At 57.7% G+C, this 15,389-nt stretch carries 11 protein-coding genes; 8 read left to right on the top strand and 3 right to left on the bottom strand.

Annotated elements, in window-relative coordinates; genetic code table 11:
• Nucleotides 1–5: 5 nt before the first annotated feature.
• Both ACPOL_RS23525 and aroA read left to right on the top strand, forming a co-directional pair.
• Nucleotides 6–1,862 (top strand): SpoIIE family protein phosphatase, encoded by a 1,857-nt coding sequence (locus ACPOL_RS23525; protein ID WP_236656982.1) that lies wholly within the window; start codon nt 6–8, stop codon nt 1,860–1,862.
• 66 nt (nt 1,863–1,928) lie between these two features.
• A complete protein-coding gene (aroA, locus tag ACPOL_RS23520) occupies nt 1,929–3,230 on the top strand; it encodes a 3-phosphoshikimate 1-carboxyvinyltransferase (protein WP_414633314.1) in 1,302 nt (433 codons plus the stop codon).
• 100 nt (nt 3,231–3,330) lie between these two features.
• Here the strand turns inward: aroA and ACPOL_RS23515 are convergent, their stop codons facing one another.
• Nucleotides 3,331–5,583, bottom strand: coding sequence for a TolC family protein (locus ACPOL_RS23515; RefSeq protein WP_114209212.1), 2,253 nt, complete (start codon nt 5,581–5,583; stop codon nt 3,331–3,333).
• Between the two features lie 590 nt (nt 5,584–6,173).
• Between ACPOL_RS23515 and truA the strand changes: the two genes are divergently transcribed.
• From truA to ACPOL_RS23490, 5 genes are all read left to right on the top strand, one after another.
• Nucleotides 6,174–6,950: a tRNA pseudouridine(38-40) synthase TruA gene (gene truA, locus ACPOL_RS23510; RefSeq protein ID WP_114209211.1), complete on the top strand. Its 777-nt coding sequence runs from the start codon at nt 6,174–6,176 to the stop codon at nt 6,948–6,950.
• A gap of 144 nt (nt 6,951–7,094) precedes the next feature.
• Nucleotides 7,095–8,369 carry a M20/M25/M40 family metallo-hydrolase gene (locus tag ACPOL_RS23505; RefSeq protein ID WP_114211007.1) on the top strand — a complete coding sequence of 425 codons (1,275 nt, stop codon included), beginning with the start codon at nt 7,095–7,097 and terminating at the stop codon, nt 8,367–8,369.
• Nucleotides 8,370–8,403: 34 nt separating this feature from the next.
• Nucleotides 8,404–9,366 carry a DMT family transporter gene (locus ACPOL_RS23500; RefSeq protein ID WP_236656981.1) on the top strand — a complete coding sequence of 321 codons (963 nt, stop codon included), beginning with the start codon at nt 8,404–8,406 and terminating at the stop codon, nt 9,364–9,366.
• Between the two features lie 190 nt (nt 9,367–9,556).
• Nucleotides 9,557–11,230 carry a trypsin-like peptidase domain-containing protein gene (locus tag ACPOL_RS23495; protein WP_114209209.1) on the top strand — a complete coding sequence of 558 codons (1,674 nt, stop codon included), beginning with the start codon at nt 9,557–9,559 and terminating at the stop codon, nt 11,228–11,230.
• Between the two features lie 161 nt (nt 11,231–11,391).
• Nucleotides 11,392–11,850, top strand: coding sequence for a peptidoglycan-binding domain-containing protein (locus ACPOL_RS23490; protein ID WP_201758945.1), 459 nt, complete (start codon nt 11,392–11,394; stop codon nt 11,848–11,850).
• A gap of 116 nt (nt 11,851–11,966) precedes the next feature.
• On the opposite strand, the gene lysA is transcribed toward ACPOL_RS23490, so the two are convergent.
• Complete coding sequence (gene lysA, locus ACPOL_RS23485; RefSeq protein WP_114209208.1) at nt 11,967–13,349, bottom strand: diaminopimelate decarboxylase; 1,383 nt, start codon at nt 13,347–13,349, stop codon at nt 11,967–11,969.
• Nucleotides 13,350–13,394: 45 nt separating this feature from the next.
• On the opposite strand from lysA, the gene ACPOL_RS23480 reads away from it, so the two are divergent.
• Nucleotides 13,395–14,918 (top strand): GGDEF domain-containing protein, encoded by a 1,524-nt coding sequence (locus tag ACPOL_RS23480; protein WP_161557533.1) that lies wholly within the window; start codon nt 13,395–13,397, stop codon nt 14,916–14,918.
• Between the two features lie 27 nt (nt 14,919–14,945).
• Here the strand turns inward: ACPOL_RS23480 and ACPOL_RS23475 are convergent, their stop codons facing one another.
• Nucleotides 14,946–15,284: a PspC domain-containing protein gene (locus ACPOL_RS23475; protein ID WP_114209206.1), complete on the bottom strand. Its 339-nt coding sequence runs from the start codon at nt 15,282–15,284 to the stop codon at nt 14,946–14,948.
• Nucleotides 15,285–15,389: the final 105 nt, after the last annotated feature.

Raw genomic sequence — 15,389 nt, 5'->3', positions numbered from 1 at the left:
ACCGCGTGACTGAGGAAATTCGCAGCGCCGAGCAGGATGCAATCGAAAGCGCGGCGACCCATGCTTTCGAGGGCGATTACCGGCCGAGTTCGGATACGGCAGTCCAGCCGGCGCAGGTGCGGGTTGAGCCAATCCAGGGCGAGTTTCTTCTCCGGCTGACCGACGCCCTCAATACCACTCTCGACCTGCAAACGCTGCTCCACCGAACAGCGGGGCTGGTCCGCGCGGTCATCGACTATCGCATTTTCGCCATCCTGTTGCTGAATGAGCGCACCAACGATCTGCGTATGCGCTTTCAGATCGGACACACTGCGGAGACCGAGCGGCTGCGCATCAAAATGGGTAAAGGAATTGTTGGGCAGGTCGCCCAAAACCGCGAAGCTGCGTTGATTAACGACGTGCTCGCCAACGAACACTACATCAACGTCAATCCTGCGGTCCGTTCCGAGTTGGCCGTCCCGTTGATCGTCAAGAACAGACTGATCGGCGTCATTGACATTCAATCGGAGCAACTTGGCTACTTCAAGCCGGAGCACTTGCATTTACTTACATTGACCGCCTCGCGCATCGCGCAGTCTATCGAGAACGCCCGGCTTTACACCCGGGTTGCGCGACAGGCCCAGACACTCTCGGTCATGAATGAAATCAGCCGGGAGCTGACCTCGATCCTCGATCTGGATCCGCTGCTGGAACGGATAGGACAATTGATTCGCCGGCTTATCGACTACCACATGTTCACCATCTGGCTGTTGAATGAGCGCGACCAGGTCCTCGAAAGCCAGTACGGCGTGCGTTTCGGGGAGCGGTATGTTCCTGAAGAGCGCATCCCCCTCGACCGTGGTCTGGTTCATGTTGCCCTAACCGAGCGTCGAGCCGTGCTGGTGGGCGATGTTCGCAAAGATCCCCGCTATCACCTGGTAAACCTGGAGACACGCTCAGAGATGGCGGTACCGCTCATCTACAAGGGCAAGGTCATCGGGGTATTGGACATCGAACATACCCGCCCCTACTACTTCAATGAAGATCACGAGCGCGCCGTAACAACACTGGCCGCCCAGATTGCCATCTCCATCGAGAACGCCCGGTTGTATCAGCGGATTGCCCATCAGGAACAGCGGCTCGAGCATGACCTTGCGATGGCGCGCGAAGTTCAGCTGCGCTTGCTCCCGCCAAGCAGGCCAAAGCATATCCATGCCGAATTTGCGGCGAAGTTCCTGGCGGCTCGCACGATTGGAGGCGACCTTTACGATTTTCTTCCTTTCGACGAAAACTGTACCGGTATTGTCTTGGGCGACGTCAGTGGAAAAGCCGCTGCGGCAGCGTTGTTCGCGGCTGTGGTCAGCGGAATCATTCGTTCCCTCGCCAGCGGCTTACTTTCTCCCTCCGCAATGCTTCAGGCGCTGAACGACTCACTGCAGGAGCGGCGTCTCGACTCGCAGTATGTAGCGATGGTGTACGCAGTCTGGAACGACTCCAATCAGACATTGCAAATCGCAAATGCCGGCGCCACCCAGCCCATCTTTTGCCGCGGCGGCGAAGTTGAAACCGTGCGAGCCGAGGGTTTCCCCCTCGGAATGTTTCCGGCGGCGAAGTATGAAGAGTTCAGTCTCGCCACCCGGCCGGGTGACTCCATCATTTTTTTCAGTGACGGCATTGTCGACGCGCAGAATTCTTCAGACGAAATGTTCGGCGATGAAATGCTAGTCAAGGTGGTGCGCGAAAACCAGCACAAGTCCGCCGACGAGATGGCGACCACAATCCTCGAGGAAGTGACGAAGTTCCAAGGGGATGTCGATCGATTCGATGACGAAACCGTGGTCGTCCTGAAAGTGCTCGCTCCGCCCGATCCGGCTGCCACGTAATTCCTGTTGTGTCTGAAGACGATACGATAAAAGAGCATCGATACACCGCTGCCTCAGGAGACCCATTTGCTCGAAACCATGACCGAAAGAATTATCAAGCCCGCACGAAATCTCTCCGGCAGTTTGCGGCTGCCAGGAGACAAGAGCATTTCGCACCGGTACGCGATGCTCGGCGGATTTGCCGAGGGCACCAGCACCTTTGCCAACTTTTCTACCGGAGCGGATTGCGCCAGCAGCCTCGGATGTGTTCAGGCGCTCGGCGCAAAAGTTGATTGGCTGGAAGATGGCGGAGTCGCCGTGACTGGTACCGGCGGCGCATTCGCTTCATCTGCGGAACCTTTGGACTGCGGAAACTCCGGTTCGACGATGCGCATGATGGCCGGTTTGCTTTCGACTCAGGCGGGTGAATTCACGCTGGTTGGAGACGCATCTTTGAGCCGCCGGCCCATGGAGCGGATTCGCAAACCGCTCATGGCGATGGGGGCGAACCTCGTTCTCACCGATGGCCATGCGCCGATCGTGATACGCGGGACTTCCCTCTTCGGCATTGACTACACGACGCCTATTCCCAGTGCTCAAGTGAAGACTGCCCTCCTCTTTGCTGGTTTACAGGCTGAGGGGACGACTACTGTTCGCGAAAGTGTCAGGACACGGGACCACGGCGAACTGGCATTACGGGCGTTTGGCGCGGAGGTTACGCGGACCGTCGATTCGGTATCGATCACCGGCAAACAGCAGCTGAAAGCGATCGATTCGATCGTGCCAGGAGACATCTCTTCCGCGGCATTTTTCCTCTGCGCAGCGGCATTGTTTCCAGAATCAAACCTGGTGCTTGACGGCCTTGGATTAAACCCTACACGCGCGACCTTGCTGGATGTCCTGACCGCGCTGGGCGCCACGGTCGCAGTGTTGGATCTCGAGGAAAAGTATGGAGAACTGGTCGGAACGGTGCAGCTCAATCCTCCTCCGAAGGGAATGGGCGGCACGACCGTGTCCGGCGCACTTGCGGCGCAGTTGATCGATGAACTTCCGGTGCTAGCGGCGATCGCTCCCTATTCTCGGAACGGCATTCGGATTCGCGATGCGAAGGAATTGCGGGTCAAGGAATCCGACAGAATTGCGTTGGTTGCGCAGAACCTTCGGGCGATGGGCGCGGAAGTTGAGGAGTTTGAGGACGGATTGGATGTTCCCGGCGGCCAGCAACTCCACGGCGCGCAGATCGACTCAGGGGGAGATCATCGCATCGCGATGGCATTTTCGATCGCCGCGCTGAGGGCGGAGGGCGAGACATCGATCCTAGGAGCAGAATCGGCAGCCATCTCGTTCCCGGAGTTTTTCGATCTGCTCGAGAGTGTGGCCGAACGGTAGGTCGCTTTGATTTGCTCAACAGCAATGGCCGGCATGATTTGCCGGGCATTGCTGTTAAGTCAGGTGGCTTAGAGCAGCTTCGCTTCTAGTCTGTGCCCTATTACTGAGGTTGCGGCGGAGGCGGCGGTGTCTGCTCCGGATGGGGAGGGGGTTGCTGCGGCATCGCCGGTGCCGCCGCTGGTGGAGGCGCTGCTTCCTGCTTCTGCAACTGCTCCTGTTGACCCGGCACCTGCACTTCTGGCTGGGCTTTGGCTGGCTCAAGTCCGGGGATGACCGGGATCTGTTTCACATTGCCGGTAACCGCATCTTCTAAGCTGATTCCGTAGCGATCGAGAGTATCGGCCAGAATCTGCGTTAGGGCCGCCCGATCCTTGGCATAGGTGGCCCTCGCTGTGATCAGATTATTTTCGGCATTGGACAGGTTTCGTTGCTGGAGGAGAACATTCGCCGTCGTGGAAGCTCCCAAACGATACTTCTTCTGCTCGGAGTCAAGGCTTTGCCGGTTGTAGTCGGCCGCGGCCTGCGCCGACTCAACCTGCGCCCGGTCGTTGGTGAGTGCGAACTGCCCGTTAATGACCTGCATCCTTACCTTCAAATAAATCTGCTGGAGCTGAAGTTCCGCCTGACGATACTCGAGCACTGAGCGGGCTTGTTCGGACTGGGCCCGGCGATTGCGAAGCGGTACGTTCAGATTGACGCCTACCCCTTTGTTCGGACCCGAGTTGTTGAATAAATTCTGAAAGACGTGACTGTAGTCGATCGTCGGGGTGGTTGCCGCCGAGCACGGAAGACTCTGGAAAGTAGTGGGATCCAGAATGGTGCAATTTGGACCGGGCTGCCCGCCGACACCGGACGCACCATAAAAGGCATAGAGATCAACCTGCGGCAGCAATCCATTCTTCTCTGCACGCAGCGTGATTTCATCATTCTTCAAAGCCAGAATGGCTTGTTGGATGTCGGGCCGGTTGGCGTCGGCCTGCTTGACAAGATCTTCGACCGACATTCTCTCCTCAGGCGTCTCCAGGATTGAAACCCGGTCGGTTGGAATGACCGGAGCGGCAGCCAGCCCCGGGTCGCTCAAGTTACGAGCAATGGCCTGTTTGATGACCAGCTGCTGGTATTCCAACGCACTCTGAGAGTTCACTAGCGCCTGCTGATCGCTGGCCACATTGCTGTCGGACTGGACTACATCGAGCGGGGCGAGGGTGCCGATCTGCAGCTGCTTGCGATTATCGGAGGCCAGCTGCTTGGACTGCTCAAGTGCGCGCTGTTTCGATTGGACATCTTCATACGCGCTGACCAAGCCCCAGTAAATATTCTCCACCTGGTTGACCGTATAGAGAATCTGCTGGCGAAAGCCAGCATCGGTAATCCTCCGGTCGTTCTTGGCCTGAATGATGAAACGCGCGTTGATCCCCGGGCCGAAGCCATTGAGCAGATGCTGAGTCAGTTGCGCGGTGAAGTTGGAGTTCAATGCCGGGCTGTAATTGGTAAAAGCTTGATTGGTCGTGATCCGGTTATTGTTGAAGCCCACCGTCAAGGCGGTGCCGCTAATCCAAGCCTGGTTGTACTGAAAGTCGTAGGTGTTAGTGTTGGTCGTCACCACAGGCCCGGTAAAGGAACTCGTCTGCGGGGTTGTCTGCCGCTCGAGCTGGACATTTCCGGTCAGCACCGGATCGAGGATCTCGGGGACCGGTCCGAGCCCGTTTGTGGTAAGCGTAAGGCCCGAAGCGCCTGCGCCCGCGCCGCCGGCGGCAGTCGTTGAACCTCCTGGGCCGCCTCCACTTTGCTGCAGAAGCTGGTTGGTAGTTCCGATCGTGTTCTGGACCAGCCCGCTCGGGGCGCCGAGCAGAGCAGCTCCGGACTTGGAACGCAGGATATCCGTATCCGCGATGTCGATGTTGTAGCGTTGAATGGCAATGTCGTAGTTGTTTTCGAGCGCGAGCACGACGGCATCACTCAAACTCAAATAAATTTTCCCACCTTTCGCCAGATCTTCCAGGCGAGGCGAGTTCATGGTTACGGCTGGGTCGACCTGAGTCGGCGTGTAAATCGCGAACGGGTTTCTCCAGTACCGCTTGGGAACGCGAAAGTCCCTTGACGTAGGGTGCAGATCAGTCATCGACCCCCGGGCGTTGGACGGGCTGGGGGGAACCGCCTGTGCAGAATCGGTCGGCGCTGACTGCTGGGCAATCGCGAGTTGCGGCACCGTACTCAAAAACAGGCAGGCGATCGCCGCATAGGCCTGAAGGCAGCCGGCGGAAAGATGAGATCTGAGGGACCTCGGTACGCTCTTGATGGTTCCCGATGGCACACTCTGCCGCCTGCCTCGAAATTCGAACAAGAAATCCATTCACCCTTCTCCACTTGGTTCTATATGCGTCCTACTCAGACGCAGCTGTGTGGTTGTTCGACTCTGAAATGCAAGTTCGAACCGTGTTTCCAGGCTTTCACTTCCGGGTACCCTTTCAGCAAGTCACGATAAGGGCCGCCCGATTCGCGTTTAGAGCAGAAGTACAGTTACTGTAATGCGAAGGGCCGAACTCCATAAGCCTTTCTTTTAGGAAAACACCTAAAGAGCTGATTTCCACGACAGGACACCATCTGTATTTCTGCTCTAGTTACAGCTGATACGTCATAATCCGGACCTTCGTTCCTTCCGGGCCGCACAAATCCCAAGCAACTTAGCGACTTGCCGGATACCGGAGGGAAACTCGATCTATATTACCGCCCAGCCCCGGCTCACGGATTATGACGCCAGGAAACCTGTGTTGTCCGCAGGGTGCGCGACGCCGAATGCATCTACAAATTCCTACGGGCTTGGAACTCTGAATCCTCAAGAATTGCGACTCTTAGGGGGTCCGAACACGAAATCCCTTCATAATTGTCGTGTGGGGATATTCGCGCCTTATTCGGCGTAAAAGGGTGAGGAAACCGCCTCCCGTGGACGAAAAGGGCGAAAACTGGAAGCTTACCCTGGCCTATGACGGCACCGACTTTCATGGATGGCAGGTTCAACCGAATCAACCGACGATCCAAGGCGAATTGTCCGATGCGATTTACCGAATCGTGGGAGAACGAGTTCTGCCTCAAGGCTCGGGTAGAACCGACGCTGGCGTTCATGCGCTTGCCCAGGTAGCTTCTTGCCTCCTGGCGGCCCCTATTCCACCGGCCAATTTGCAGCGTGCGTTGAACCGCAGCCTGCCGGCTTCGATTCGCGTCCTCGCTGCAGAGATAGCGCCGATCGGCTTCCACGCGCGCCATAGCGCAACGAGCAAAACCTACGAATACCGGATCTTCCGAGATGACCTCTGTTCGCCTTTCCTCGCTCGCTATGCCTACGCTTTGAATTGGCCTCTGGACCTGGAAGCGATGACCCTGGCTGCTGCGCAAGTAATAGGAGAGCATGACTTTAGCTCCTTTGCAGCCAACGATCCCGATCGGAACGTGAGAGACGAGAACCCCAATTCTCAACCTAGTTTCGTGCGAACCATTCATAATTCCTCCTGGGACATGGAGGGAAACCTTCTAATCTACCGGGTCACGGGAAGCGGATTTCTCCACCACATGGTGCGCAACCTGGTCGGCACGTTCCTGGATGTTGGCCGTGGGAACCTGGCCGCCGCGGCGATCGCGGAGATCCTGGCGGCCAAGACCAGGAGCGCCGCTGGATCGACAGCACCCGCGCGAGGTCTTTTTCTCGTCGATGTCCGCTATTAACTTCTGCGCAGTCTGTTGCTCGAGCGTCCTGCTCCTCTAGCCTCGAGGTAAGCTGCTGTGGCTGACAATCCTGAAGGCTTGGAGAACGCTCGAAGAGGCCGGCTCCAACGAACGATGGCAGCGGATGCTAACCTGAGACTTCTGATGTCTGACCTTGGACGAGCTTCGGCCTTTTCGCGGGTGATTCATCTCGCCGCCCAGCGAGCGGTGCATGAGGCTTTTCAGTGGATGCACCTTCAAGAACCGAGAATTATGGACTGGCAGGCGGAATTGGTTGCGATAGCCGCGCCACCATTCCATGAGGAGCAGCGGGCGGCGTGGCTCGCCGACCGCTTTCGGGAATTGGGGCTTGATCAAGTTGAGATAGACTCGACCGGCAATGTTCTCGGCTCTTGCCCTCCCTCGGTAGCGCCCGAGGCTGGCTGGATCCTTCTTTCGGCACATATCGACACCATCTTTCCTCCCGGGCTGCCCATTCGGCCTAAACGAGAAGGCAGCCGGCTCCAAGCTCCGGGCGCCTGCGATAACGGAGCAGGTTTAGCGGGTCTACTGGCGATTGCCGCAGCTCTCAAGGCGATCGCAGAGAGCGCGATCGTGCTCCCCCTTCAGCGCGGAATCCTCTTCGCTGGCAATGTCGGTGAGGAGGGAGATGGAGACCTCCGAGGAATGCGGCATCTGTATCTGCAACCGCCATGGCGAGGACGGATCGCTGCGAACCTGGTCCTTGACGGAGCGGGGCATGAGATCGTCGTGAGTCAGGCTTTGGGCAGCCGCCGCTTCATGGTAACGATTACCGCGCCGGGCGGTCATTCGTGGACCGATGCCGGGACGCCCAATCCAATTGTCCTGCTAAGCACTGTTATTTCAAGGCTGTCGGAGTTGAAGCTGGGCGAATCCCCCAGAACGACGATGAACGTGGGCACGATTGAAGGCGGAACTTCCGTAAACGCCATACCGGAGAGTGCGTCCGCCCGCTTTGACTTCCGCTCGACCGATGCTGAGCAACTCATTCGGCTGGAAGTCGAACTGCATCGCGCGGTTGAAGATGTCGTGCTTGCGGCGAATCGGCAGGTCCTGCGGGGGAATGGACCGGGGGGCGCTAAGGGTAGCGCTAAGGTTGTTGGTTTCGCCATAAGGAAAATCGGCGATCGACCGGCGGCAGCGTTGCCGGAAGACGCAAAGATCCTCGAGGCGCTGCGAGCCGTCGACCGCCACCTGGGAATTCGTACCGAGCTGCGAACCGCCTCTACGGATGCGAATATTCCGCTGTCGCTGGGCATCGAGGCGGTGAGTATAGGCGCAGGTGGAGATGGCGGCGGGGTTCATACCTATGCGGAGTGGTACGACTCACGAGATCGCGAGACCGGATTGCGACGAATTCTGCTCCTGCTGCTCGCGCTTGCGGGTTCAGCCGATTAACTCTTCGCCAAAATTCGCTGGTGTGGATTCTCCATTGGCCGCTAAAGACCCTCAATCTGGTAAGTCGCAGAGACTACTGGCGCACCTGCTCCTGCTTGCAGTAGTTGTGGTTTGGGGCGGGTCTTTCGTCCTGGTCAAGGATGCACTGAGCGACATCTCACCCTTGCTCTTCAATCTGATTCGCATGGCGCTGGCGTCGGTTTGCCTGATCGTGATCTATCGGCGCCATCTGCCGGCTTTGAGCGCACAGACCCTCGCTGGAGGCGCTGTCGCCGGATTCTTCCTGGCTTTGGGCTATCAATTCCAAACCTCTGGATTGGCGCTGACCACACCCTCCAAATCGGCTTTTCTTACCGGATTGACCGTGGTGCTAGTTCCTCTCTTGTCAGTGATGCCCGCAGTTCGGGCGCCGGGATCCTTGCGCCCTGGATGGAACGCCTATGCGGGTGCAGCGGTTGCATTGTTAGGGATTACATTGTTGACCGCTCCCGGAGTTCTTTCTCGAGCCGGGGGCTGGCGGATGGCAGGGATCAACCGGGGCGACCTACTTACCTTAGGCTGCGCGCTCTCGTTTGCCTTCCATCTATTGACTCTCGCCCACTTGGCGAAACGCATTCACTTTGAGCAGCTCGCCTTGCTGCAGATCGGTTTCTGCACCTTGTTCATGGGGATCAGCTTGCCTTTGCTGGAGCATCCGCGAATTTACCTGACGTTGCGACTTCTGGTCGCCTTGCTGGTCAGCGCCGTCCTGTCCACGGCAGCGGCCTTTACTATCCAAAGTTGGGCACAGCAACATCTGGCTGCTAGCCACACCGCATTAATCCTTGCCGGCGAACCCGTATTTGCGTGGATTACGTCCCTGCTTTTTCTTCACGAAGGACTCGGCCAGAGTCAGGCTCTTGGCGCCCTTCTGATCCTTGCCGGAATCGGGCTCACCGAACTTTTCACGGCCCAGATCGAGACAAACGCCTTGTTGTCTCCAACAAACCGGCCGTAGCCTGAACCCGCCTCGGACGAGCCGCATCTGATAGGCACGGGCAGTGACTGAATGCGCTGGTATGACGTCTATTTGTGCAGGGTGCTATGGATTAAGCCCTGCCCGTCAAACCGGCTGCAATGAACTCGATATACTAGGTTGTTGGGTCTTTGGCCCACTACGTCTCCTGAACACACGAGGTAAGACCTGAATGAAATCGCTGCTTGAGCGGCTCCGCGTTAGCCGACTCGCTACTACTTTTACAATTCTTGCCACACTGTCTGCCGGTATTCTCATCGGCTCCGTGGTGGCGCATGGCGTCAAGGGACAGGAAGCCAAGGTCGATAGTTCGGATGCAAGCCCGCTACGGGTTCCCAATCCCAAAGTGCTTTCGAACACGTTTTCCCAGATCGCCAAGCAGGTGGGTCCGGCGGTAGTGAACATCAATACCGAGACGCTACCCAAGGCGAGTTCTTCCCTGCGCCGGAAGAACCCCCATAGCCGTCAGCAGGCGCCCAGTTCCCCGGATGACGAGCAGGCGCCGGGCGACGACGACGATCAGGATGATCAGGGCGGGCAGGGCGGTCAAGGAGGCCAGGGCCAGAACGTGCCTCCGGGATTCCAGGATTTCTTCAATCGCTTTTTCGGCGGTCCCGACCAGGGTGGCCCTGAGGACGGCGGTGGCGTTCGTGAGTCTCTCGGATCCGGCTTCATTGTCGACCCGAAAGGCTACATCATCACCAACAATCACGTTGTCGATAAAGCCGACAAGATCTTTGTGAAATTGTCCACCGATCCAGAGGGCGAGCAGGGTCGCCCCGCCCGGGTTGTCGGTGTCGATAAAGATACCGATATCGCGGTCATCAAGATCGAACCGAAAGAGCCGTTGCCCACCGTAAAGCTGGGCAATTCTGATTCCGAACAAGTTGGCGACTGGGTCATCGCCATTGGAAGCCCATTCGATCTGTCACAGACGGTGACCGCGGGCATCGTTTCGGCTAAGAACCGCACCATCGAAAAAGGCGTGAAAGGCCAGTTCCAACACTTCATCCAGACCGACGCAGCGATCAATCCTGGTAACTCGGGTGGACCGCTGCTGAATATGGATGGGGAAGTCATCGGCGTCAATACGGCCATTTATACCCAGTCGGCGGGCTACCAGGGAATTGGGTTCGCGATGCCGTCCAACACCGTTGTCAGCACCTATAACCAGCTGATTGGGCCGGACCACAAGGTCACCCGGGGGTCCATTGGCATTCAATTCCAGCCGGACCTGCCCAGTGCTGTAGGCCGCGTCTATGGATTCAAAACAGGTGTACTGGTCAGCTTCGTTCAGCCCGGTGGACCCGGCGACAAGGGTGGGCTCAAGGCGGGCGACATTATCGTCTCGATCGATGGAAGGCCGATCAAGGATGGTGACGATTTAGTCAATGAGATTGCGGGACGCCGGCCAGGCTCCACAGCCAAGCTCGGCTATCTTCGTAATGGCGGCAATCAGACAGCCACAATCACCATCGGTGATCGCAGCAAGGTCTTCGCCAACAACCAAGTTGCCGAAAGCGACGACAGCCAGGGCCAGGACCAGCAAAACGGCAGCGAGACGAAGCTCGGCCTCACCGTGGGTGACGTGCCGGCGGCTGCGGCAGCTAAGACCGGGATTCATGGCGTCCTGGTGCAAGCGGTAAAACCGGGCTCGTTTGCAGACGAGATTGGCGTTGCCCAAGGTGGCGTCATTATCAGCGTCAACAAACAGAAGGTCGCTAACCTTCAGGAGTTCCGCTCGGCAATTTCCGCGCTGAAGTCTGGTCAGGACGTGGTGCTTGAACTCATTGACCCACGAAGCCCAAAGAGCGGAAGCGTCTTCCGTGCTGGAACCTTGCCTTAGGATCCTTTTTGGTTCGGCCAGGTGTCTATTTGGGTGCCGGTAACTGCCAATATGCAGTTGCCGGCTCTCTTTTGTTGCAATCCTGGAAGGCGCCGATTAACCTGAAGAAAGATCGCTTTACCACAAAGTAACGACGTTACCTTTTCGATGTGAGGTTCCGCATGCTTTCAGTTCGAGCTTGCAAGATAGTCATTCCCGCAGTCGCTCTCGCCGGCGCCCTGTGGGCACTCCCCGCGTCCGCGACACGTACCCATCGTAGCGCTACGTCCGGTCACTCCAAAACGGTCAAGAAGAAGTCGGCCTCCCATCAGATTCACGGCCAGCGTCAGATCGAACCAGAACGCGCTCGTGAGATCCAGACTGCGCTCATCCGTGAACACTACCTGTCGGGCGAACCCAGCGGCCAGTGGGATGCCGAAAGCCAGGCAGCCATGACCAAGTTTCAGGCAGACCAGGGTTGGCAGACGAAGATTACTCCCGATTCGCGTGCCTTAATCAAGCTCGGACTTGGGCCCAACCATGATGGAGCTCAGGCAGAGCCCAGCAACCAGGCTTCGTTACCGTACGCAATCGGGGCCCAGAAGAGTACCGCTGGAGCGAATTCGCTGCTGAATCCGTAAACATTATTCTGTAATTTCGATATAAGACTATCCCGCCAGTTTCATCCCTTCTTCGGGGGCATTCGCCCCCTCTGCCGATACCTGAAAACCGCGTCGTTTCTTTATCCCGCTCGCGTTCACACCTCCAGCTCGGGCCGAATAAGATCCTGAATCGTCTCTCGTCGCCGGATCAACCGGGTGTGCCTGCCTTCAATGAGTACCTCAGCGGGACGAGGACGGGAGTTGTAGTTGGAACTGAGCGAGTTACCGTAGGCGCCCGCATCGAGAATGGCAACCAGGTCGCCCGCGCGCAACTCGGGAAGCAAACGATCCCGGGCAAAGAAGTCGCCCGTCTCACAGACCGGACCCACAACATCGACCAGCCGCTTGCGCCCTGGTCTGGGTTCGATCGGCACAATCTCGTGATGCGCATGGTAGAGCGCCGGACGAATCAGGTCGTTCATCCCCGCGTCCGTGATTACGAATGTCTTCTTTCCATTCTTCTTTACGTAAAGGACACGGGTGAGGAGCAGACCGGCTTGCGCGACCAGAAAGCGGCCTGGTTCAAGTAAGAGCGTGACGTTTCCTTCCAGCTGCTGCAACGGTTCAGAGAGAGTCTTGGCATAAGCGTGAACATGCGCTTCGGCATCGAAGCTGCCGCCCAATCCGGCCGTCCCGGCATTGGCATGGTAATCAATGCCGAGGCCTCCGCCAGCATCGACGTATCGGATGTTCAGACCGTCGCGCCGGAGTTGCACGACAAGGTCAACGACTCGGGAGATAGCGGCTCCAAAAGGCTCGGCGCTGCGGATCTGTGAGCCGATGTGGACACTGACGCCGCAGGGATCGAGGTAGCGGAACTTCGCGGCGGCCCGGTACACTGCCCGCGCCTTCCGGATATCTATGCCGAACTTGTGCTCCCGCAGGCCGGTCGAGATGTACGGATGGGTCTCGGCAAAGACATCGGGATTGACGCGCAAGGCTATCTTCGCCTGAATGCGGAGCTTGCGAGCGCGTTCGGCAAGCAGCTCGATCTCCGCTTCACTCTCTACATTGAAAATTAAAATGTCAGAGCGCAAGGCGAGGTCTAATTCGACAGCAGTCTTCCCGACTCCGGAAAACACCACACGATGCGCCGCTTTTTTGCCCAGAGTCAGGACGCGCTCCAGCTCTCCCCCTGAGACGATGTCGAAACCCGCATCTTGCTGGTCGATCAACTTCAAAATGGCGAGCGTGGAATTCGCTTTGACCGAATAACACACAAGATGGGGAATCTCTTGAAAGGCCCTCGCGAACATCCGGACGCGAGCAACGATTTGGTCCGCCGAGTAAACGTAAACTGGCGTGTTATACTTCCGAGCCAAAGTGTGAAGAGGAGCAAGACGGGCATTCTGAGACCGCTTGCCAGAATTAGCACTAAAGGAACCTGGAAAGATAAATGCCTCGCATTCAACTGACTGCAATGAGTTCGAAAACAGGCACACTGAAAGTGCCAAGAATAGGCTATCTTCTCCTGTCATAAAGAAACACCGCTTTTCTCTCCCAAAATGGACGATGAGTCTGGTATGACGCGAAGACGGGTCTTTTCAGGCATAGGGCTTCTGCTCGCCCTGCACGCGATCGCGCTCTTCGTCTCCGGACAATCTCCCCGGCTCTCTCTCGTCTTCGTGCTGGTATGTGCGATTTCGGCCGCTGTGGCCTGTTATGCCCGCAGTACGGGGACATCGGGACCAGTCCGCAGAAAATGGGATTTCGTCGCTAGTGCGCTCTCCCTTTGGGCTATCGGCGCGACAATGTTCCTGCTAAGGCTGGTTTTACCTTGGCTGGCTCAATTCGACAAACTGGGACCGGAATTTTATTTCCTGGTCTATGGCATTCCGGTGTTACTGGCCATCTCGACCTCCAATGAAGGACGAGATACCGTCCTGTTTGTGTTGATCGACAGCTTCCAGGCAGTGTTTGCCGTAATCCTGGTGTACATCGAATTAACTTTGTCTCATCCTCTTGCTTATTCTTCGAACATCGGCAACCCCAACCTTTCGATCATTTATGGGACGGGAGCGTGGTTGCTGGCAGGTGCCTCTCTTTTGCGCTTGTTTGCCCGACCGCACAGCGAAGAGAAGGCGCTTTACCAGATCCTTTTCGTCTATCTCTTATTCTTTGCTGTCTTGGCGACGCCGCTGCGGGGCTCGTGCGTCTTCAACCTTTTGCCCATTGGGCAATATCGCGATCTGTTAGGAGATCTTCTCTTTCTGGTGCTGACCGCCGGATGCTGGCTGGTTGTCGCCGATCCGGAGTCGGAGAGCGCAGCGATCGAGATGAACTCCTTCGCCCTGGTGTTGAATAATGGCAGCCCCATTCTGTTCACGCTGGCGGTCCTGGCTCTGGGGGCTCTAGTCGCACGTCATCACTTCGAACTGGGTATTTCAGCTATCGCGCTGTCGCTCTTGATCTATTGCTTCCGCGCCGCCCTGCTGCAGAGCGCTTACATGCACGCCCAACACGCGCTGACTCGAAGCCAGCATGCGTTGCGCGAGGCCAACTCGCGGCTGAAGCAGCTCTCGCTCCACGATGCACTGACCGGTCTTCCCAATCGGCGGCAGTTCGACCAGAGCCTTGAGTTGGAGTGGAAGCGGGCGCTGCGCAATCGGCGTCCGCTATCCCTGCTGATCATCGATGTGGACTGCTTCAAGGCTCTGAATGACTTGTATGGGCACCCTGCTGGCGACGAATGCCTGTCTCGGATTGCGAGCGCCTTGCAGAGCCCACTACGCCGCGCCGGCGAGATTGCCGCTCGCTACGGGGGAGAGGAGTTTGCCGCCATTCTGCCGGACGTCGACTTGATCGGTGCAGCCAAGGTCGCGGAGGCCATGCGCAGCGCGGTCTTGTCCCTACAGATCCTGCATGAGGGCTCGACCGTTGACCGGTTTGTGACCGCGAGCGTCGGCGCGGCTACCATGCTGCCGACATCGGACACGTCACCCGAAAACCTGATCGCAGCTGCGGACGAGGCCCTCTACCGTGCCAAGCGAAGCGGACGAAACCGGGTTGAGTTAGCAGAGCTTCACCCGGCGGCCATCCAGAGATAGCGACCAGACGAGTATCGTCGGCCGCCACTAACTGCTTGGAGTATAGGACTGCCCAGGCGGCAGCGCGAGCGGCTCCTCTGGCGTCACGACCCAAAACACTACATAGGCGATTGCGCCCAGACCGCCGGCGAAGATCGCAGAGATCACCGCTATCACCCGTACCCAGGTGACGTCCCAACCATACTGATTGGCGAGACCCTGGCAGACCCCCGCGATCATGCGTCCAGTGCGCGGGCGAACGAGGGGACGGGCCGGAACCGGAGCGTAAGTCCCGTAGACTGGAGGAGCGACTTCCGCCCCACAAACAGAACAGAAGCGGGCGCCCTCAGTGATTGAATTTCCACAGCTCTTGCAGTACATTGCCATGACGAACCTCTTGGATTGCCATTGTGCCACAGCCCGCGGCGCGAATCTCTAGGATTCGCTGCGCCTCAGCCTAACCTAGTAAATACTGTCTTCGCATCGAAATGG

It is taken from the genome of Acidisarcina polymorpha (genome assembly GCF_003330725.1).
GTDB classification, from domain to species: domain Bacteria; phylum Acidobacteriota; class Terriglobia; order Terriglobales; family Acidobacteriaceae; genus Acidisarcina; species Acidisarcina polymorpha.
This window is presented reverse-complemented; position numbering and strand designations above follow the sequence as displayed.